Below are 20,302 nucleotides of genomic sequence, written 5' to 3'. Positions count from 1 at the left end.
GGGTGGGACGGTCCACCGTCTCACGGGGTGGGCGGGGCCCTGGCCGGTCGACGAGATGTGGTGGTCGCAGAGCGGTGCGGCGCGACGGTACGCCAGGCTCCAGGTCGCCACCGACGACCCGGCGGCGTTCCTGCTGGTGTGCCGGGGACGGACGTGGCGGATCGAGGCCACGTACTGAGCGTGCGGTCGTGCGGTGCACGGCGTGCGGCGTACTAGGATCGGTGTCATGCCCACACCACGGAACCCCCGGGCGGGACTGTGTTCCGACGTCACCCGGGAACCCCTGCCCGGAACAGCGAAGACGGGGCGGCTGATCGTCGCCGTCGAATACCCGCAGGGCTGGGGGAAGGACATCCTCGACGGGGAGGCGCTGGGCAGGGAGCTCGCCGGCCAGGTGAAACGCTGGTTGAAGAGGTACCACGCCCAGCTGCAGTTCATCCGGCGTCCCGGGCGTGCCGGCCAGGTCACCGTGGGACAGGACGGCACGGCCGTCGCCTTCATCGCCGACGCCGGGGCGACCCCGCCGACGCTGGAACGGCTGGAACTCCCCGGTGGGGTGCGGGGCCTGCTGGACGTGGACCTGTCGACGCCGGGGGCCGTGCCCGGCGCCACACGGGTGAACCACCCGCTCCTGCTGGTGTGCACCCACGGCAAACGTGACCAGTGCTGTGCACTGAAGGGGCGTCCCCTCGCCGCCGCGCTGGCCGAGCGGCACGGCGGGGAGTCCGGTGACCAGGTCTGGGAGTCGTCGCACACCAAGGGGCACCGGTTCGCCCCGTCGATGATCCTGCTGCCGCACAACTACTCCTTCGGCACCCTCGACGTGCCCGGGGCGTCGGAGATGATGACGACCCTCGCGGACGGCCGGTTGCCGGTGGCGGGGAACCGGGGGAGGGGGACCCTCGACCCCCGCGCCCAGGTCGCGGAGCTTGCCGTGGCCGCGCTGCTGGAGTCGCAGGGGCGGCCCGTGGCCCCGGGGGAGCTGACCGTGGAGAAGGCCACGCCGGCGGACGGCCCGGCACCCGGAGGCGGGGGCAATGACGGGGGCAATGACGGGGACACGGACGAGGCCACGGACGGGGGCACGGACGAGGCGGCGCGGGAGGTCTACGCCGCCTTCTCCCGGGCGGTGGACCCGGAGCTGCGTCGTCGGGCCGGGGAGCTGATCACCGAGCGGATCGAGATGAAGGCCACGGGGCGCCACCCCGAACTCAAGGAGCTGTACCGTTCGGGGTACTTCCAGCCGGTGCGTGACTACGAGCGTGCGGTCAAGGAGGCGGCGGAGGCCCACGGCCTGGGCAGGAAGAAGCACGGCAAGCACGGAAAGCACGGCGCGAGCGGGAAGGACGGCAACCCGGTGCTCCGGGTGAGGCGGGGTGCGCAGAGCTGGGTGGTCACCCTGGAGTCGAGGTCCTGTCACCCGGTGGTGTCGTCCTGCGGGGACCGTCCGAAGGAGGGGAAGGCGTGGGTCGCGGTGGACGTCCGGCCGGAGGTCAGTCGCGCCGGGTGATGTCCACGACGATGCGGGTGGGGGAGTCCAGCAGGGTCACCTTGTAGGAGGGGTCGCTGTTCTTCAGGCCGATGACGATGCGTTGCACGCCTTCGACGACGCCCTGGACGTCGACGGACCGGACGACCCCGTTCGCCTTCTCGTGCACGGGGGTCCGTCCGGTGGAGCCGGTGGAGCCGGTGGAGTCCGTGGGGGTGACCACCCCGCGCACGTCGATCACCAGTGCGGTCTCACCGTCGTAGCTGATCGGCAGGCCGGAACCGTCGGAGGTGGGGGAGTCCTCGGTGGAGACCCGCCAGCCCGGCGCCCCCGTACCGTCGAGCTCGACGACGATCCGGTCGAAGTCCTCGTGGGACCCCGTCCGGACCTCGGCCACGTTCAACCGGGTCTCGTCCTCGGGGAGGACGTCCAGCGGCTGCGAACCGGCCAGCGGCCCGGCCTCGTTCGACGCACGGGGGACCGGGGAGCTGAGCTCCGCCCCCGGGGCCTCGAACTCGGTCGTCTGTGCGGCGGAACCCGTGGCGGCGCTGACCGCCGTGAACTCCTCGTCCCGGGGGGAGTCGTCGGACGACGAGCAGGCGGCCAGTGACACGCAGAGACACCCGCCGGCCAGCGTGGCGCCGAGGGCGGCGCGACGTCTGGTCCGGCGGGTGTCTGCGGTTGTACTCACGAGCCCAGAGATTACCCGGCGCCCCGGTGAAAATCACCGCTTCCGGGGGCGGGATCCCATATTGTGACCGGATTGTTACCGGCGCATGACCTTCCTCGCCAGCCAGTTGCCGAACAGCTGCGCGGCCTGGACGATCACGATGATGGTGATCAGGGCCACGTAGGTGACGTTGCTGTCGAAGGCACGGTAGCCGTACTGGATCGCGAAGTCACCGAGGCCGCCGGCGCCGATGTAGCCGGCCATGGCGGACATGTCGACGATGGCGATGAACATGAACGTCGCCCCCAGGATCAACGGCCCAAGGGCCTCGGGGATGATCACGGTGAAGATGATCCGGATCGGCCCTGCGCCCATCGCACGGGCCGCCTCGATGACGCCCGGGTCGATGGAGACCAGGTTCTGCTCCACGATGCGCGCGGCACCGAAGGTCGCGGCGATGATGATCGCGAAGGTGGCGGCGTTGATGCCCAGGATCGATCCGACCACGATGTTCGTCAGCGGCCCGAGGGCCGTGATCAGGATGATGAACGGGATGGGCCGGACGACGTTGACCAGGACGTTGAGGATCCAGAAGACCGGCCGGTTGGCCAGGACACCGCCGCCGCGGGTGGTGTAGAGCAGCACGCCGACCACCAGGCCGGCGAGTCCGCCGATGGCCAGGCCCCAGATCGCCATGTAGAGCGTCTCGACGATGGCGTCCTGGTAGATGGGGGTGAGGAACTCCCAGTTGGTGTCCTTGGCGAGGAGGAGGGTGTCTGCGGCGCTCATCGGATCTCCTCGATCTCGGTCGTGGCGGACAGGGTGCGGTAGAAGGTCTCCACGGCGTCCTCCCCCTCAGGGGTGGTGGCTGTCATGCGCACCGTGAGACGCCCGAAGGAGTGGCTCTGCAGGGTGGTCACACCGCCGTGGACGATGTTCACGCTCACCCCGGCGCGTTCCGCCTCGGAGACGGCGTGGAAGAACCCGGCGCCCTCCTTCATGGTGACGGTGAACAGGCGTCCGGTGTCGTCCTGCAGTGCGTCGGCCTCGACCATGTCGGGGGTGTTGCGCAGGGAGGTGGCGACGAAGTTCGCCGCGACACCGGTCTTCGGTTCGGAGAAGACCTCGTAGACGCTGCCCTGCTCGACGACGTGGCCGTTCTCCATGACGACCACCCGGTCGCCGATGGTGCGCACGACCTCCATCTCGTGGGTGATCACCACGATGGTGATGCCGAACTCCTCGTTGACCTTGCGCAGCAGTTCCAGGACTTCGCGGGTGGTGGTGGGGTCCAGTGCGGAGGTCGCCTCGTCGGCGAGCAGCAGCGAGGGGTTCGTGGCCAGCGCCCGGGCGATGCCGACACGCTGCTTCTGGCCGCCGGAGAGCTGTTCGGGGTAGGAACGGCCCTTGTCGGAGAGACCGACGAAGTCGAGCAGTTCCTTCACCCGGGCCTCGCGTGCTGCCTTGTCCATGCCCTGCAGCTTCAGCGGGTAGGCGATGTTGCCGGCGACGGTGCGGGAGGACAGCAGGTTGAACTGCTGGAAGATCATGCCGATGTTGCGGCGGATCTCGCGCAGCTCGCGTTCCTTGAGGGGGACGATGTCCTGTCCGTCGAGCAGGATCTGGCCGCTGGTGGGTTTGTCCAGGCCGTTGATCTGGCGGACCAGGGTGGACTTGCCGGCGCCGGAGTAGCCGATGATGCCCACGATGGAGCCGGACGGGACGGTGATCGACACGTCCTCCAGTGCGGTGACGGACTTCCTGCCCTGGGAGAAGACCTTCCCGACGTTGCGGAACTCGACGGCGGTGCCGGTGGCTCCGCTACTCATCCGAGTCCTCCGCACCGCCCTGCTCGCGGAGCTTGTCCTCGGTGTCTGCCAGGATCTTCTCGAGCTCCTCGGGGGTGAACTCGGCCTTGACGGCGCTTCCGTTGGTGTCGTCGGCGACGGCCTTCTGGACCTCGTCGGAGTGCCAGATCTCGACGAGCTTCTGGTAGTCCTCGTTGTCCTTGTTCTCCTTGGTGGTCACCCACACGTTGACGTAGGGCTGCGCGGCGGGGTCGGACGGGTCGTCCTTGAAGACGGCGTCCTCGGCGCTGACGTCGGCGTTGGCGAGGTAGTTGTTGTTGATCACCGAGGGGGTGCCGTCGTTGTAGGCCACGGCGGTCTGCACGGCCTCGACCGGGGTCACGGTGACGTCGGACTTGTCGGCGACGATGTCGGAGGGCCCGGGGGTCAACAGGTTGTCGTCGCGGAGCGTGACCAGGCCTGCGGCGGCGAGCACCTTGATGGCGCGGCCCTGGTTGGTGGTGTCGTTGGGGATGACGACCTCACCGGCCTCGGCGATCTCCTCGACGGTGTCGGCGTCCTTGGCGTAGAGGCCCATCGGGAAGGTCTGGGAGGAGCCGAAGGGGACGAGGTCGTCGTCCGCCTGGACGTTGTACTCCGCGAGGTAGAGGATGTGCTGGAACTGGTTGACGTCCAGCTCGCCGTCGGAGAGGGACGGGTTCTGGCGGTTGTAGTCGGTGATGTTCTTGATCTCGACGTCGACGCCCTCCTCCTCGGCCTTCTCCTTGAAGACCTGCCACTGGCTCTCGTTGGCCTCGGTCGATCCGATGACGATGGTGTCGCCGTCCCCGTCGTTGCCGTCGCTCATGCAGGCGGTCAGGCCTGTGGCGGAGAGGGCGGCGACGGCGCCGACGACGGCGGCCTTCTTCAGACGTGTGATCAAGGGGTCCTCCTGGGGACGTCAAGGGTGGTAGCGGGGTTTCGCGCAATGCTAGTAGTAGTACAGGAGGATGAACCGCTCTGTCTAGTTGGTTTTCGGTGTCAGGTGGACCTTCTCCCCGCCGGGGCTGCTGAGTCCGAGGTACTCGACGGCCGTGTCGCCGCCGGCGCCGAACCAGTGGGGCACCGTGCACTCGAACTCCGCGACCTCCCCGGGGTGGATCAGGTACTCCCTGCCGTCCAGGACCAGCCGCAGTGTGCCGGCCAGGACGAACACCCACTCCCGGCCGGGGTGGGTGTGCTGCTGCGGTGCCGTGGCGGGACGTCGGTCGGCGGCCACACCCGGGATCACGTGCTTGTACGCGGTGACGCCCGGGCCACTGCCGTCACCGAGGCCGCCGAGGCTGCCGAGCCGCAGGTGCACCGCTCCGCCGCGGTACAGCGGCCGGATGTCGATGCGGGGGTCCCCGGTCTGCGGGGCGCCGACCAGGTCGTCGAGGGCCACTCGGTACAGCCGGGCCAGGGGCATGAGCAGTTCCAGGGTGGGGCGGCGACGGCCGTTCTCGAGCCGCGACAGGGTGCTGCGGGAGATGCCGGTGGCCTCGGCGGCGTCGGCGAGGGTCATCGAGAGCTGGCGTCGTGTGGCGCGCAGTCGTGCACCGACCTGGTCGAGGCCGTTCTGGCGGTCATCCCGGATGTCGTCCATGCCTCCAGGGTGCGCCATGTCCGGCCCGTGCGCTACTGTCGAACATATGTTCAGTAACGGTCGGGCGCTCAGCTGGTCGCGCCTGGAGCGCATCCTCTCCGGCGTGGACACCGGGGCACTGCACGCTGTCGGGGTCGGGGAGGGGGGATGCGAGACGCTGTGGAAGACAGGGGAGACAGGGGAGACAGGCAAGTCGGGGCCTGCCCGGACGGCCCGGTCGGCCCGGTCGGTGGTGCCGTTCGCGGAGCTCCACGCCGCGGGGTCCTACAACTTCCTCCACGGGGCCAGCGACCCCGCGGACTACGTCGCCGCGGCGGTGGAACTGGGGCTCACCGCCGTCGCCGTGGTCGACCGGGACGGCCTCTACGGGGCGGCCCGCCTGGCCACCGCCGCCGCGGAGGCGGGCCGCGGCGTCCTGTCCACCGTCTTCGGTGCGGAGCTCTCGGTCTTCGGTACCGCGGAGGCCCCCTTGACCGTCCTCTGCCGTGGGCAGGAGGGCTACCGGCGGCTGTCCCGCACCATCACCGACGCCCGGATGGCGCGTCGTGACAAGGACGCCGCCGACTACCCGTCGTTGCGGCAGCTCGCCACGGCCGCGGACGGGCACTGGTACATCCTGGTCGACCACCGTCACCTGGCGCGGGCGGCCGAGATCGTCCGGGAGTTCGGCGCACGGTCCTGCCTGGTGGAGCTGGGGCAGACGATGAGCCCGGCGGACGTCGACCGCAACCACGCCCTGCACGGGGTCGCGCTCGCCCACGGACTCACCGAGATCGTCTCCACCGCGGCGACCTGCGCCACCCCGGCCGACGCCCGCCTGGCCGGGGCGAAGGCGGCGCTGCACGACCGGGAGGACGTCCTCGCCGCCACGCCGCGCACCCACCCGCTGGGCGGCTCCTGGCTGCGCTCCGGGGACGAGATGACCGCCCTGGCCGGCGACTGCGACTGGCTGGCCGACGCCGTCGGCGCCAGCGTGCGGATCGCCGACGAGTGCGCCTTCACCCTCAACCTCGTCGCGCCGCAGCTCCCGCATTTCCCGGTCGGGGAGGGGCACGCCGAGATGAGCTGGCTGCGGGAGTTGACGGCCGAGGGGGCGGAGGAACGCTACGGCACCCGGGACGACAACCCCCACGCCTGGGAGGTCATCGACCACGAGCTGGACACCATCGAGGCGCTGGGTTTCCCCGGCTACTTCCTCATCGTCCACGACATCGTCACCTTCTGCCACGACAACGGCATCTTCTGCCAGGGGCGGGGGTCGGCGGCGAACTCCGCGGTCTGCTTCGCCCTCGGCATCACCAACGTCGACGCCGTCGCCGCCGACCTGCTCTTCGAGCGTTTCCTCTCCCCGGAACGCGACGGACCCCCGGACATCGACCTCGACATCGAGTCCGGTCGGCGGGAGGAGGCGATCCAGCACGTCTACACCAGGTACGGCCGGGACAACGCCGCCCAGGTCGCCAACGTCATCACCTACCGCACCAAGGGGGCCGTACGCGACGCCGCCCGGGCCCTGGGGCACGACCCGGGCCGCGTCGACGCCTGGTCGCGCGGCCTGGAGGAACCGCCCGGACCGGTGCGCGACCTGGCCGCCTCACTGAAAGGCCAGCCCCGGCACCTGGGGATCCACTCCGGCGGCATGGTCATCTGCGACCGTGCCATCGCCGACGTCGTCCCCGTCGAGTGGGCGCGCATGGAGGACCGCTCCGTGGTGCAGTGGGACAAGGACGACTGCGCCGACGTCGGGCTGGTGAAGTTCGACCTGCTCGGCCTCGGCATGCTCGAGGCGCTGCACCACGCCGTGGACCTGGTGGAGGAGACCACCGGGAGACGGGTGGAACTGTGGCACCTGCAGCCCACCGACCCGGAGGTCTACGCCATGCTCGCCCGGGCCGACGCGGTGGGTGTCTTCCAGGTGGAGTCCCGCGCGCAGCTCGCCACGCTGCCCCGGCTGCGGCCCCGCACCTTCTACGACCTGGTGGTGGAGGTCGCGTTGATCCGTCCCGGGCCGATCCAGGGCGGTTCAGTGCACCCCTACATCCGCCGGCGGAACGGCGAGGAGGCCGTGACCTACGACCACCCCAGCCTCGAACCCGTCCTGGCACGCACCCTGGGCATCCCCCTGTTCCAGGAACAGCTGATGCAGATGGCAGTCACCGTCGCCGGGTTCTCCCCCGCCGAGGCGGACGCGCTCCGTCGCGCCATGGGCTCGAAACGCTCCCCGGAGAGGATGGGGCAGATGCACGCCCGCTTCATCGACGGTGCCCGCGACCTGCACGACATCGACCACACGACCGCCGAACAGCTGTGGAAGAAGGTCATCGCCTTCGCGTCCTACGGTTTCCCGGAGTCCCACGCCCAGTCCTTCGCCTCCCTGGTCTACTTCTCCGCCTGGTTCAAGTGCCACCATCCGGCGGAGTTCTGCGTCGCGCTGCTGCGCGCCCAGCCGATGGGCTTCTACTCGCCGCAGTCCCTGATCGCCGACGCCCGCCGCCACGGGGTCGGCGTCCTGCCGGTGGACGTCAACGCCTCGCAGGTCGAAGCCACCGTGGAGAAGGGCGGGATCCGGCTGGGCCTGGGGTCGGTGAAGGGACTCGGCGCGGAGGCCGCGGGGCGGCTGGTCGAGACCAGGGAGGCCCGGGGCGCCGCCTACAGCGGGGTCGCCGACCTGTCGCGGGAAGCCGGTCTCACCGTGGAGGAGGTCTCGGCCCTGGCACGGGCCGGGGCCTGCGACAGCCTGGGGCTGAGCCGTCGGCAGGCCCTGTGGGCGGCGGGTACCGCGGCCACCGAGCGCGCCGGGATGCTGCCGGGCACGTCCACGGTCTCGACACCGGCACTGCCCGGGATGAGCGCCTTCGAACTCGCGGCGGCGGACATCTCCGCCACCGGGGTCACCTCCGAGGGGCATCCGGTCCGCCTGCTGCGCGCCCGCCTGGACGCCTGGCCGGGGAACTTCCCGGTGGTGCCGGCCTCGGGACTGCTGTCGGTGGAGAACGGGCGGCGCATCCTCGTCGCCGGGGTGGTGACCCACCGGCAACGTCCGATGACCGCCGGCGGGGTGACGTTCCTCGGGATGGAGGACGAGACCGGCCTGGTCAACGTGATGGTGTCACCGGGGCTGTGGCGGGCGCGACGCAGGGTGGCGACCACCTCACGCATGCTCATGGTCCGCGGCATCGTGCAGAACGCCGGGGGCGCGGTGACCGTCGCCGCCGACGCGCTCGAACCCCTGGAGGCGGCCGAGACGCTGGCGACCCCGTCGCGGGACTTCCGCTGAGGGACGGTCCCGGTGCACCCTCGCGTCTCCGCCCACCGTGCCTGCCACTCCTACCCGGCCGCGTGACGGTGCCAGCTGCCGAAGTCCTCCGCCACGGTCGCGGCGAGCTCCCGGTAGGCGCGGAAGGTCGCCGGGGCCAACCTGCCCATGTCCACCACGCCGCCCTCGGAGAGGTGACGGTCGAAGGGGACACCCCGGACGGCCCGCGTGCGCGCGGAGAAGTGCGAGGTCAGTATGTCGGGGTCGACGGCCGCCTGCCCGGGGTGGGCCCCGGACACCACGACCACGGCGTTGGCCACCAGGTCGCCGTGACCGTGGTGGTCGAGCCAGTCCAGCGTGGCCTCCGCCGACCTCGCACCGTCCAACGCCGGTGTCGTGACCAGGACCAGCATGTGCGCCAGGTCCAGCACCCCGGTCATGGCGCTGTGCATCAGGCCGGTCCCGCAGTCGGTGGTGCAGGGTGGGTGTATGCCCTCTTTGAGGGTGTTCCGCTAGGTCGACGGAGCTACGGCATCGACTGCCCTCTAGCAGCAGGGTGAACCCAGGTTGAGCTGGTTTACCTCCCCTTGGTTGTGGGAGGGAGTTAGGCCCCGGCGCTGGTCGTGAGATGTACCGCCGGTTCAAACATTCACGGCGCCCGGACGCGGTGCCATAAGTCGAAGGAGATCAAGATGTTCAATGTGAACGATGTGAAGCTGGCCGAGGGGTTGTCAGCGGTGGATGAGGCCTTGGTGAGGCTGGTGCTTCACGCTCATAACCTGAAGCGGTTTCGTGAGGATGGGGATGTGGAGGTCGTCGAGCTGGCGGAGAAGGTTGTGCGACGGTATGCGGAGGTCGCCCGGGGGTTGTCGCCGGATGTGGGCGCGACGGTCGCATGGGTGCTTGCAGATGCGGGGGTAGAGCTGTGAACCGTGCAGAGACAGTGGCCGCGTATATGCAGGCACAGAGAGACTTTGCCGAGGGGCTGATTGGTCAGGATGACCTGAACAAGGCCGAGCGGCTCGTTGCGCAACTACCGGAGGAGCCGTTGGATGCCGACACGCTACAGGCGATCCTGTCGGTCGGTGTGCCCGCCCCGGAGGGGTATGAGGCCGAGTTTGAGGACCTGGCCGAGGAGATTGGTCCGGCGGATGCTGCGGCTGTTGTGGCGGCGTGGAGGTCGGATGATGAGCGTCGATGAGCCGATCCCGTACGTGTTGGTGGATGCCGAGTTGCCGGTGCCGTATGTGCCGGTGGGGTATGATTGCCCGGTGAAGCATTTTTCGGTGGTGGGGTGATGAGGCGAGAGCACGAGGCGCGGTTGCATCAGGCGAGATGCAGGGCGGAGCTTTCCGTACTTCGATCCCGACTGAGGCTCAGGATTGACCAGGGGGCAGGGTGGAGGGAGGCGCACTTAGAGTCGGGCGACCTTCCTCCCCTGAAGAGAGCCGATCTGTCTGAAGTCGCACAGAGCATGGAACGACTGAAGCTGAAGAGGTACGGCCCCGACGAGGTGGCGGGATACTCGCCGGTCATGTTCACGTCGCAACGTCCGGTGACTGTCGAGGGCGATCTTGGATACGCTGCCGAACAGCGGCTTGAGTGGATCTCTCTGGTCGAGTCTGAGCGTTGTGCAGTAGAGGACATGAAGCTGACGGGAACCTTGGATCAAGCGCGGGCAGAAGCTGCGTTCTGGGAATTGCAGCAGCAGATTAGGCAGAAATTGCGAACCGAGGATCAGCCCGAGCCTGAGCGGGAGTGGATTACAGCCGAGATCGCTGCGAAGAGGCTTTCAGTCACGGTGAAGACGTTTAACGACGATTACGCGCCGAAGCTCATGCGGATCGCGGGGGCAGTCTTGAAGAGTATTGAGACGCCTACGATTGAAGGCCAGACGGACTACTGCCCTTACGCCGGTCGGGGCGACGTGCTGACGCCGACTCTGCGCCACCGCACGTTTCAGCCGCGCCTATATGACTACCGGGAGCTCGGGCGCGTTGTGCAGGTTAAGAGAAGTCGTGCAAAGAGTGCGATGCGGGGCAATGGTAGGAATCAAGTTCGGTCGGCGTCGGGGAGGTTCGGGGCGAAGGCATAAGCGCATGTCGCACCGACTAAACCGGTTTCTGAATGCTGCTAGTAGCGGCGAAAAAAGGAACCCCTACTAACCGCGTGGTATAATTGAGGGGTGAGATCAGCATGGGACGCTGGTCTCTTTTTTTATGCCCTGAGACATGGCAACCGAAGGCGAAGGGAGGTGCAACATGGCTATCCGAGTTCAGGGGCGAACCCTACTCGACCGATTCGAGGTGTCCGACATGCTCGGCATAGCGCCAAGAACGTTGAACTGGCGCACGAACCACGGTCACATGATCCAACCCGTGAAGATCGGCAACCGACCGTACTGGCGGCTGTCCGAGATCGCCAAGTGGCTTGACGACTTGGAACACGTGTAGCTCAGCCCCGCCTTCATCCCCACACCCCGCACCTCACCAGGTCGCGGGGTCTTTTTTATGTCCGAACAACCACAGGAGGAAGCCCTGGACGACGACATCCGAGCGATCGTGATGGCAGCGCCGCCGCTCACTGACGAGAAACGCGCACTGATCACGACCCTGCTCACAAGCGAAACCCCGACCGCAGCTGCAACTGCAATCGGGGCCTAGAACGAGGAGAAACCTATGACTACGATGCTACCGGAGGCCCGAAACGCGCGCAAGCTCGACCTCGAGCAAAAGTTCGCGAACGACCAGATCACCGACGACGAGATGGACGAGTACATCGCCCTCGTCACCGAGGACAAAGCCCCCGACTACATCCCCCCCGACATGGGCGCTGCCGCCCGCCGCCACGACCGGACGCACCCGCGCTACGAGGGCAACAAACGCAGAATCAAGACGACCAGGGCAGCTGACATCCGCACCGAACGGATCGACTGGCTGGTGGACTGCTGGATACCGAAAGCATCCGTCACGCTACTCGCCGGACGGGAGGGGATCGGCAAGTCCACCATCGCTGTTGACTGGGCGGCGCAGGCCACGACAGGAAAGCTCAGCGGCACGCCAATGAACGTCGGCTACGTTGTCACCGAGGACAGTCGCTCACACACCGTTGTGCCGCGTCTGAAGGCCGCTGGCGCGGACCTGGAGCGGGTGCTGTTCCTCGACGCGGACATGCCCGACGATGACGACCCCACGGTCCGCTATGAGGGCGTGCTTGACCTACCGCAGGACTTCCCGATCCTCGCTGACACCATCCGGGAGAACAACATCGGGTTGCTGATCCTCGACGCGGCGAAGTCGGTGATGTCGTCGAAGCTCGACGGCAACAGTGATACCGCGATACGGCAGTTCCTCGAACCGATGCATCGCACGGCTCAGGATACCGGTTGCACGTTCATCGGTCTCGCGCACTTCGGGAAGAGGGAGACGGCGGACACCGGGAAGTTGATTCTCGGTTCGTCGGCGTGGTCTCAGGTCGCCCGGTCGGTGATCTCGGTTGCTGCGGACCCGGACACGGGGACGGTGAAGGTGTGGAACTCGAAGGCGAACCTCGCGCCGAGGACACGCACTGTTGAGGCTGAGGTTGTCACCGAGACGATCCGCACGGACGACGGGCAGGAAACCGATGTGGGGCGTATCAGGTGGGGTGCTGAGTGCGACGAGGACGGCTCATCACTTCTCGCCCCGGAGAATGAGCGTGCCCCGGACGACGAAGACGAGGTTCGGATGGTGGTGCTCGACTACCTCGAAGCTCACGGCGGTAATGCCCCCGCTAACGAGGTGTTGAAGGCAACCCGGGCCGCTGGGTTGAACGACGGCACCGTGAAGAACAAGCGCCGGAAGATCGGCATCACCACACGGAAGGTCGGGAAGGACTGGATGTGGTCTGTCGAGTCCAGTCCGGGCGGGAAGGTCATTCCCTTCCCCTCACGCAGTGATCTTCGTGACCTTGTTACCTTCGCAGGTCAGGGGGCAAAAGAAGATCACAATGAAGATCACAATGAAGATCACGACCAAGATCACGCAGGGGAAGATCACAATGAAGATCACAGCCCTGAAAACGCTGTGACCAGTGAAGATAACAAGATCACGAAGGTCACACGTGAGGGGTCCGGTGATGATCTTGAATCCGCTGTCCTCGCGGCGCTGTCACCCGAGTTTCCGCAGACCCTCGGGAAGGTCATGAGAGCCGTGAAGAACACCACCGGCGACGGGTCGAGCACGGGCGCAGAGCTAGACCGCCTCGTAGCCGAGGGCCGCGTCACCGAGAGGGACGGGCGCTACACGCTCGCCTAAACGTTGCCCCCTACGGGCAACACTTAACGCCGCTGGCCGTGAGGTTCACCGGCACACACGACAACGCAAGGAGTAGACATGGAAATGAAGAATTGGAACACCAGGCGCGGTCTTCTCGCTGCCACCGACATCGGTGTCCGTCGACGAGCAGACGGGGCGCGCCGAGTGCCCGACACACTGACATGGCACAAGGTCACCAACCTCGACACCGGGCTGTCCCGGCTGACGTTCACCGACTCGCAGCGGCGCTATCGCATGGACGCTGAGACGGCCGTGGAGCTTGCGAAAGCCATCCTAGATGCTTTTGAGGACGGTGATGCTAATGCCCACGACTGAACACATGCGAGCCGTTATTGCGCTAGGGGACGCGCTGACGAAGGTGCAAGACGCGGACACGCTTCTACGCCCGGTCTCAGAGTTCCTGCTCGACCAGGCCGACACCGAATGCGACCTACAGATTCCGGAGGTCTGGTAATGCAGTACGAGAAGAAATCCAGGGCAAAAGCAATACTGGTCGAAAAGGGTGTAGAGGGCATCCTAGAGCGGGGGAACGTCATCGTCGGCGCTTACCTGGGGGACACCGGCCCGAAGACCCGGATCGGGATCGGGCGACACCGTTTCATCATCGACGGCGTGCAGCTGAAGGATCTGGCGAACGCTCTCATCGACACCGCCGAACAACTCGAAGATGACCTTCAGTTCTACGGGGGTGCAGCATGAGCGTGCGGATCACAGCCCAGCAGCGGCGCTCGAAGAACGGTAAGCCGTGCATCTTCGAGCCATCGGCGGTGACTGTCCGGCCCTGGTACCCCGGGCGCGCTGGTGAGGAGCCGGGTGTGCTCCTCGTCCGGGGCCGTATTCAGCACAGGCTCACTATCGCGGAGAGCTACCAGCTTATCGATGCTATCGCCGACACGGCGGAGCAATTCGATAGAGAGGAAACAGCAATGAATGAGGCTTACGAATCGCGGCCTTACTACACCTCGGAGGGAAAGTATGACTGAACATGTCTACCACGGCTACACCCTCACACAAGCACCCCGCCGGGGCATACTCGCAAAACAGATCGACGGGGACGATATAAAACTATTCACCTGCATCAACAAAGCGAAGCAGTACATCGACAACAAAGGGGGGAAACGATGAACAGCGAACAATCAGCATATGAGAAATGGTTGCAGCACAACGCACGAGGCCCGGAGCCGGACCCGTGGAAGCGAACAACCATCGAAGAAGCTGGAACCTACAACCTGTGGAACGACCGGCACCGACTGAATCAGGGGGACCAATGACCAGTAACGCGGAGCTGTTCTCCCGGGCCGTGAACGAGGCACTAGCGCCCCAAGACGCACCCCGAGCAGAGCCAGAGACCCCCACGGGGCCGCGTAAGCCTGAGCCTGTGCCTGAGATTGGGCACATAGGTGCACCCGGCCACCGGGAAGCCCAACAGATGTACGACTTCGAGCAGACGATGCTCGCCGCAATGAACCGCTACCGATAGGGGAAACACATGACCAAGATCAATGCATACACCCGGGGCAATGCCCGTCACACCGTCAGCCGCGCTTATGGGCTCATGGCCGAGACGCGGGGTGTCCCCGTGGATGACCTGACCACACAGGCGTACAAGGATGCAGCAGCGAAGGCAAAAGCCTTCCGGGCGTTCCGCGCAGAGCAGTCCGCACCTGATCCGCTCGCCTTCATCCTCGAAAACGAACCAGGGAAATGGGCAACCGGGCTGAACAGGATCGCCACGGCGCACGCAGCGGCAGAGTTCACCGAGACCAACTATCCGAAGATCAATGCTGCACTCGAGCAGCGTGCCGACAACCTCCTGCACGACGAAGCGGCGCTCGCGCACGTCGCCAGCGTCCTCGACATCGATACCGCGCAGCAGCAGGTGATCGACGCAGCAGCAGCGCTCGGTGAGAAGCTGTACGAACCGCAGAAAGCCGCAATCGCCTCGCCGGCGGCCTTCTCCGCCTACATGGAGGGCATCGCCCGCATCGTGTCCCTCGACGCGGTACTCCGCTCACGTAGCGACCGCGCCGCCATGTACGCCGACGTGCCGCCGCTGCCGCCGCTTAAGTACGAGAAGGATGGATTCGGGAAGCGCACCGAGCACTTCACCCGCGACGACGTGAACAAGCACCAGAAGGCACACGACTGGAAGCGGCACGCCTCCGGTGACGACGAAGTGATTACGAAGCTCGCAGTCGGCGAATACGCACCACTCAAGCTCGACATCACCCTCGACCCGGCTGTGCTCGCCAAACGCGAAGCGCGCCTCGCAGGAGCAGGGGCAACTGAACAGATCTGACCTGGCACCCCTGCTCTCCGGGAAGGTCGCGCCCCTACGGTTGGCGTTGGCGCTACCCACGAGTACAAGTCTGGGACCTTGACTCTAGGGGGGGTCTTTGCGGGTCCTGGGCGCTCGTCTGGGCGCGTCTGGCGCCGCTTATGGGGGTCGCGCTTACAGGGCTGCGTGGGTTTCTATCGTGACGTTCCGCTGGTTAACGGCGGTGAGTCGTAACACTTTGAGGGGGAGGTTGGATGAGGTTGATTGCGGATATTCTTGCTGATTTGAGCGTGCCGGGGATCGTTGAGACGTGGCCGTTCCGGGACGTGCCGGGGCTGTATCTGGTGGTGGATGTGCCTCATGAGATCGCGGACGATCTGTAGGCACCTCCGAGAATTACGGGCTTCCACCGTTTTCTCTTGTGAGATATGGTTCTCTGCGTGCGATGTGGAGTGATGACCCCTCGCACACGATCTCTTGCATGGGATCGCCTTTCGGTCCGCGCCCCCTAGGTCACTCCTAGGGGGCGCGTTCTTTGTGCCGGGGGTGCCCGCGGGGTGACTTTCGTTTCTGTAAGTAACGATACAGAAGGGTTCGCCGCTATCGTCAGTGAGGCGCGGGGCGATCCGCTCCTGCCGCATCCTTCCGATCCCTTGAAAGGGGACCACTATGCTCGACATCATCGGTAACATCGTCACCGCCATCTCCGACTTCCTGGCCGGTGGCCTGAACCTGATCGTCAGCTCCATCCAGGGCGGCGAGTAGTAGCAACTGCCTATGCAGTTTCTGCCCCCCCCCGGCCGAAGCCCGGAGGGGGTCTTCTTTGCGTTAGCTAACCTTATAGCCGCAATTATGCTAACCTAGAGAGCGGGCCGCAGGAGTGTGGCCCAAGCAGGGGCGTGAGTCGCCCCGGCGTTCATGAGCAGCCCCCTCACCCTCGTTGCGTCCCACACAGAGAGTGAGGGGGTTTCATGACCCCTCGACTATTGCACTCCCACTTCAGTCGGGCTAACGTCTGATAGCGAGGGGGACTCCTCGCACCCCTCAGGGAGTCGGATGACCCCAGGGTCATCGGTCAGTTAAGCCCCCTCCGCGCCATTGTCAGACACGGCACGGAGGGGGCTTCGCCATGTTCGCCCGAGAGCCTGACGTTTCGTGGTACGGTCCCAGGTGGCCGTTCAACGCATCGGCCCCTGGGGCGTGGAGAGAGATCCCGGGTAGTTGTGAAACCCCCTTGCGTGATGGTCGCCACATTGCGGGAGGGGGTTTCGTGATTCGAGGCCGATTCCGCTGCGGAGGGTCTACGTCGGAAGGTAAGCTGAGCGCCGAGGGGCTTCCCGTCCTTGGCCTCTCACGGGTAGGTGCGGTCTCTGCGACCGTAGCTAGACTGGCCCCCTCTGTGCTGTAGTCGATCCGGCGCGGAGGGGGTCTTTTTGCGTTGTTGGGGCGTCCGGGTTTGACGCATTTTTGACGCACGTAGGTTTCTAGACGCGTCGTATCGTGTCCAACGTTGACAACATGACGTGACTTGTGTAACGGAGGCAACATGCAAGAAGAAGGCAATTTATGCAGGTTAACACTTGCCCCTGAAGGGGGCGAAAAGGGCGCCAGTGTCACTTCCATTCGATGTGGACCTTCGACGGGTCGAAGCCGGGGCCTCGACGAGCAACGGGGAGGATCGTGACGGTCATGAGGGCGTCGATGATTCGTGAGCGCACGTCTGCGGGTTTCGAGTCCCAGAGTTTGCGGAGGTTTCCGCCCGCGAGAAGAATATCTGATATTGGGTCGTTCTCTCTGACGGTCGCTAATTCCCGGTCTATTTCGATTATTCTTTGCTTCAGTTTCTTCGTTCCGGCTGCGAGCTGTAGTTCGTCGATTGAGCCGTCTGTGAATAGCATGGTGAGGCTTGTGAGGCGTGCGGTGAGGCTGTGGCGCTCGGCTAGTAGTTCTTTACTGTTGTCGTCGCGTTTCGGCGGTTCGAGTCGTTGTGTTTCGAGGAAAGCGCAGATCACGGACGATACGCGGTCGTCTACTCGCTCCTGGTCGCGGGCGATCTTGAGGCAGTTGCGGCATCCGTAGCTGCGTCTGTTGTTCACCTTGTTCGTGTAGAGAATGTGGCCGCAAACTCCGCATTTGTATATTCCTGATCCTTGCCATTGTCTTTCGTTTGATTGTGCTGTTCGTCGGCTTGGGTCGCGGATTATGTCTTGGATTGTTCGGTAGTCTCGTTCGCTGATGAGTGCTGGCCATGCTGCTGGGCCGATCTCTTCTCCATTGTGTGAGACGATCCCGGCGGTGGTGGGTGATCGGAGTGCACGCATGAGTGCGCGTGCGGTGATGGGGTTACCTTTTGCGGTGCGGTGTCCTGCTGCTGTCTGGCGTTTGGCTACGGAGAACAGGGCTCGCCCGTCGAGGAGTGCCTGTGCTGCTTCCTGTACGAGGTGTGCGCGGTCTGGGTCGGGTTGGATACCTGCGTCACCGCCCTTCATGTAGCCGAGTGGTGGGATGCCCCCGGTCCACTTGCCTTGCGCCCGGAGGTGGCGGTGGGAGGCTTTGACACGCTCGGCGGTGTGCTCGACTTCGTAGGTGGCGACGCTGGCGAGGTTGCGGGCAACCATTCTGCCCTGGGGGGTGGTGAGGTCGATGCGCCCGGAGGTGATGGTGTGGATCTCGGTGTGGGTGTCTTCGATGGTTGTGACGAGTGTTTCGAGGTCACGGCTGCGCCGGTAGAGCCGGTCGGACGCCCAGACGATGACGTGTTGTGCTTCACCGTTGCGGATGCGGTCCCACATGTTGCGGTATTCGCCCCGGTCGCCGCTGTAGGCTGACATGTCATTGTCGATGAAGACGTGCTTCACGGTGAGGCCGTGGGTGTCGGCGTACTGTCGGCAGTCTTGCTCTTGGCGTTCGACTCCGGCCCGTTCGCCGGTGGGGTCGGAGCTGATTCGGCAGTAGATGAAGGCTTCGTTCACGTGTTCGAGTTTAGCGTGTTTTGAAGAAAGTTAACAAGAAGCCTTGACAACTGACCAGTCGGTGAGGATGATGTTGTAGTGGTGCTGCAGCACCTCGACCGCCCGACGGTAGTCGGATTCGCTGAACGCCTCCGACACCGCCGGGTCACGGTCGGAGCCGATCACCTCCAGTCGGCTCGCAGCCTGGCTGGTGCACGACCTGACCTGCGGGTACCGCGAGGAGTCGGGGAGTTCCAGCAGGTCCCGCACCGTCGGGGTGGCCTCGTCCACGACCCGCCCGGCCAAGGTTCCGAGATCCGGGTTGGCGTCCACGGCGATGACCCGGTCGCCTCGCTGGGAGGCGAACATGCCGCCCAGTGCCACGGTGGTCGTGGTCTTGCCCACACCGCCCTTGAGGCTGAGGACCGCGATCCTGTAGTCGCCGCGCAATGTGGTGAGGATGCGGTCCTGTACCGCACGGTCAGCGCTCTGGCCTGCGGACTCCCCCGGGTTCACCCGGCCCCCGGAAACGCGGTGGACCAGCCGGCGCCAGCCCGACGGAGGGGCGGCGTCCACGGCGCCGACCATCGTCGAGGCGTCCAGGCCCGTGCCGGGACCGGTGTGCGGACCGGTGGTGTGAGCAGATGAGGTCATGAGTGAGTTCCCCCTTGAGTCCTGTTCCGGTCCCCTTGATGTCCCGGCCCCGCTGCCGAGCGTAGCCGGTGGTGGCGGACGAGGGGGCGGATTGCACGGGGGAGACGCCGGGCGCCGGAACCTTCGCACCCCATAAGGAAATTAACCAGGCATAGTGCCTGGTCAGAATTCATTCAGCACCTGATGGGGTGCGATCTGTCACGCACGGGGCCCGGAGTCCACCCTCCCGAGCCCCAGCGCCAGGCCCGCGCCGGCGCCCGCCTAGAACCGTCCGCAGTTGCTGGGCGCGGGCTCGTCGTTGAAACGGTCGACCATGTACTTCATCGCGGGGCCGGCGTTGGTGAGCATCGGCACGGCGTGGTTGATGGCGAACCCCGGGAGGACAGACGGCAGGGGGTCGGTGACGAACTGGACCGTACCGCCGGCCTCGCAGTACCGCGCGGCGGTGTCGCGGGCCTGCTGCCAGGGGATGGTGTCGTCGTTCCGGCCGTTGGTGATCATGACCGGTGCGTTGAGGTCGGTGTAGGTGGATGCCAGCTTGTAGCTCTCCAGCACGCTGCGCAGGCGCTCGTCCTCCCGGGCGATCTCGCCGAAGGACCGTCCGTCCTTCGTCATCGTGCGGGTGTCGGTCAAACCCCACCGGACGACGGAGTCGGCGATGCAGCGGTCCTTCGTGTCGGCGAGGAACTCCTTGCCGCGGTCGTTGAAGTACTCGTCCTGCAGGGCGGCCAGCTCGGGGTGCCGTTCCAGGGCCCCGTTCAGTGCGTAGCCGAGCACGCCGGTGATCGCGTGCCGGTCGACGGCGTCGACCACCTTGAGCAGGTCGGCGGGCGGAGCTCCGGCGAAGGTCCCCTTCACGTTGAGCTCCGGGGCGTAGGTCGACGCCATCTCGGCCGCCGCCGCCGCGGACCCGCCACCCTGGGAGTAGCCGAAGAACCCGACGGGGGAGTCCGCCGGCAGGCCGAGCTGGGACAGTCCGGCCCGGGCGGCGTCGAGCGTGGCCTGCCCCTGCTCCGGGTTGTTGACGTAGGTGTGCTGGCCCGGGGTCCCCAGGCCGATGAGGTCGACGACGACCACGTTCATCCCCAGCGCGCTGGCGGCGGCGTGGAAGGGGTACTCGTAGTTCACGTTCAGGGCGGCGTTCCCGGCGTCGAACCCGAAGAGCTGGTAGGAACTGCGCGACGGGGCGCACAGGTCGCCGGCACCGCGGGTGCCCGGGGTGTAGACGAGGGTGGGGCGGGGGCCCTTGCCGTGCC

19 protein-coding genes and 1 pseudogene are annotated in these 20,302 nt (G+C 66.1%); 11 read left to right on the top strand and 9 right to left on the bottom strand.

What is annotated here, in order from left to right:
* The first annotated feature begins 226 nt into the window (after positions 1 to 226).
* Positions 227 to 1,510, top strand: a complete 1,284-nt coding sequence (locus Q0A34_RS02705; RefSeq protein ID WP_291478229.1) for a sucrase ferredoxin — start codon at positions 227 to 229, stop codon at positions 1,508 to 1,510.
* On the opposite strand, the gene Q0A34_RS02700 is transcribed toward Q0A34_RS02705, so the two are convergent.
* The 5 genes from Q0A34_RS02700 to Q0A34_RS02680 form a co-directional block, all read right to left on the bottom strand.
* Positions 1,494 to 2,180 (bottom strand): hypothetical protein, encoded by a 687-nt coding sequence (locus Q0A34_RS02700; protein WP_291478227.1) that lies wholly within the window; start codon positions 2,178 to 2,180, stop codon positions 1,494 to 1,496. The two genes, Q0A34_RS02705 and Q0A34_RS02700, sit on opposite strands and share 17 nt — an antisense overlap.
* Positions 2,181 to 2,255: 75 nt before the next feature.
* On the bottom strand, positions 2,256 to 2,948 hold the full coding sequence (locus tag Q0A34_RS02695) for a methionine ABC transporter permease (protein WP_291478225.1): 693 nt from the start codon (positions 2,946 to 2,948) through the stop codon (positions 2,256 to 2,258).
* Positions 2,945 to 3,988 carry a methionine ABC transporter ATP-binding protein gene (locus Q0A34_RS02690; RefSeq protein WP_291478223.1) on the bottom strand — a complete coding sequence of 348 codons (1,044 nt, stop codon included), beginning with the start codon at positions 3,986 to 3,988 and terminating at the stop codon, positions 2,945 to 2,947. Before Q0A34_RS02690 ends, Q0A34_RS02695 begins: the two co-directional genes overlap by 4 nt.
* Positions 3,981 to 4,889 (bottom strand): MetQ/NlpA family ABC transporter substrate-binding protein, encoded by a 909-nt coding sequence (locus tag Q0A34_RS02685; protein ID WP_291478221.1) that lies wholly within the window; start codon positions 4,887 to 4,889, stop codon positions 3,981 to 3,983. Before Q0A34_RS02685 ends, Q0A34_RS02690 begins: the two co-directional genes overlap by 8 nt.
* A gap of 81 nt (positions 4,890 to 4,970) precedes the next feature.
* Positions 4,971 to 5,591: a helix-turn-helix domain-containing protein gene (locus Q0A34_RS02680; protein WP_291478219.1), complete on the bottom strand. Its 621-nt coding sequence runs from the start codon at positions 5,589 to 5,591 to the stop codon at positions 4,971 to 4,973.
* A gap of 46 nt (positions 5,592 to 5,637) precedes the next feature.
* Between Q0A34_RS02680 and Q0A34_RS02675 the strand changes: the two genes are divergently transcribed.
* Positions 5,638 to 8,868, top strand: coding sequence for an error-prone DNA polymerase (locus Q0A34_RS02675; RefSeq protein ID WP_291478217.1), 3,231 nt, complete (start codon positions 5,638 to 5,640; stop codon positions 8,866 to 8,868).
* Positions 8,869 to 8,918: 50 nt separating this feature from the next.
* On the opposite strand, the pseudogene Q0A34_RS02670 reads toward Q0A34_RS02675, so the two are convergent.
* Positions 8,919 to 9,320, bottom strand: a pseudogene (locus tag Q0A34_RS02670) (MinD/ParA family protein); the annotation flags it as partial.
* Positions 9,321 to 9,539: 219 nt separating this feature from the next.
* On the opposite strand from Q0A34_RS02670, the gene Q0A34_RS02665 reads away from it, so the two are divergent.
* The 9 genes from Q0A34_RS02665 (at position 9,540) to Q0A34_RS02625 (ending at position 15,824) form a co-directional block, all read left to right on the top strand.
* Positions 9,540 to 9,776 (top strand): hypothetical protein, encoded by a 237-nt coding sequence (locus Q0A34_RS02665; RefSeq protein WP_291478216.1) that lies wholly within the window; start codon positions 9,540 to 9,542, stop codon positions 9,774 to 9,776.
* Positions 9,773 to 10,048, top strand: coding sequence for a hypothetical protein (locus tag Q0A34_RS02660; protein WP_291478214.1), 276 nt, complete (start codon positions 9,773 to 9,775; stop codon positions 10,046 to 10,048). The genes Q0A34_RS02665 and Q0A34_RS02660 overlap by 4 nt, the downstream gene beginning before the upstream one ends.
* A 273-nt stretch (positions 10,049 to 10,321) precedes the next feature.
* The gene (locus tag Q0A34_RS02655; protein WP_291478213.1) at positions 10,322 to 10,942 is read left to right on the top strand and encodes a hypothetical protein; all 621 of its coding nucleotides are present in this window, start codon (positions 10,322 to 10,324) and stop codon (positions 10,940 to 10,942) included.
* A gap of 583 nt (positions 10,943 to 11,525) precedes the next feature.
* A complete protein-coding gene (locus Q0A34_RS02650) occupies positions 11,526 to 13,142 on the top strand; it encodes an AAA family ATPase (protein WP_291478211.1) in 1,617 nt (538 codons plus the stop codon).
* A gap of 78 nt (positions 13,143 to 13,220) precedes the next feature.
* Positions 13,221 to 13,478: a hypothetical protein gene (locus Q0A34_RS02645; RefSeq protein ID WP_291478209.1), complete on the top strand. Its 258-nt coding sequence runs from the start codon at positions 13,221 to 13,223 to the stop codon at positions 13,476 to 13,478.
* A gap of 138 nt (positions 13,479 to 13,616) precedes the next feature.
* Entirely contained in the window at positions 13,617 to 13,862 is a 246-nt protein-coding gene (locus Q0A34_RS02640; protein ID WP_291478207.1) for a hypothetical protein, read from the top strand.
* A complete protein-coding gene (locus Q0A34_RS02635; protein WP_291478205.1) occupies positions 13,859 to 14,146 on the top strand; it encodes a hypothetical protein in 288 nt (95 codons plus the stop codon). Before Q0A34_RS02640 ends, Q0A34_RS02635 begins: the two co-directional genes overlap by 4 nt.
* Before the next feature lie 506 nt (positions 14,147 to 14,652).
* A complete protein-coding gene (locus tag Q0A34_RS02630; protein WP_291478203.1) occupies positions 14,653 to 15,462 on the top strand; it encodes a hypothetical protein in 810 nt (269 codons plus the stop codon).
* A 233-nt stretch (positions 15,463 to 15,695) separates the two neighbouring features.
* Positions 15,696 to 15,824 carry a hypothetical protein gene (locus Q0A34_RS02625; RefSeq protein WP_291478201.1) on the top strand — a complete coding sequence of 43 codons (129 nt, stop codon included), beginning with the start codon at positions 15,696 to 15,698 and terminating at the stop codon, positions 15,822 to 15,824.
* 1,230 nt (positions 15,825 to 17,054) lie between these two features.
* Here the strand turns inward: Q0A34_RS02625 and Q0A34_RS02620 are convergent.
* The 3 genes from Q0A34_RS02620 to Q0A34_RS02610 all read right to left on the bottom strand — a co-directional run.
* Entirely contained in the window at positions 17,055 to 18,413 is a 1,359-nt protein-coding gene (locus tag Q0A34_RS02620; RefSeq protein ID WP_291478199.1) for a recombinase family protein, read from the bottom strand.
* Between the two features lie 30 nt (positions 18,414 to 18,443).
* Entirely contained in the window at positions 18,444 to 19,046 is a 603-nt protein-coding gene (locus Q0A34_RS02615) for an AAA family ATPase (protein WP_363316421.1), read from the bottom strand.
* A 261-nt stretch (positions 19,047 to 19,307) separates the two neighbouring features.
* Positions 19,308 to 20,302, bottom strand: a 995-nt coding sequence (locus Q0A34_RS02610) for an alpha/beta fold hydrolase (RefSeq protein ID WP_291478197.1), incomplete at its 5' end; no start/stop codon positions are given.

Source organism: Corynebacterium sp. (genome assembly GCF_022712195.1).
Classification (GTDB): domain Bacteria; phylum Actinomycetota; class Actinomycetes; order Mycobacteriales; family Mycobacteriaceae; genus Corynebacterium.
Note: the sequence above shows the minus strand (reverse complement) of the source record. Positions and strands in the feature narration are given on the sequence as shown.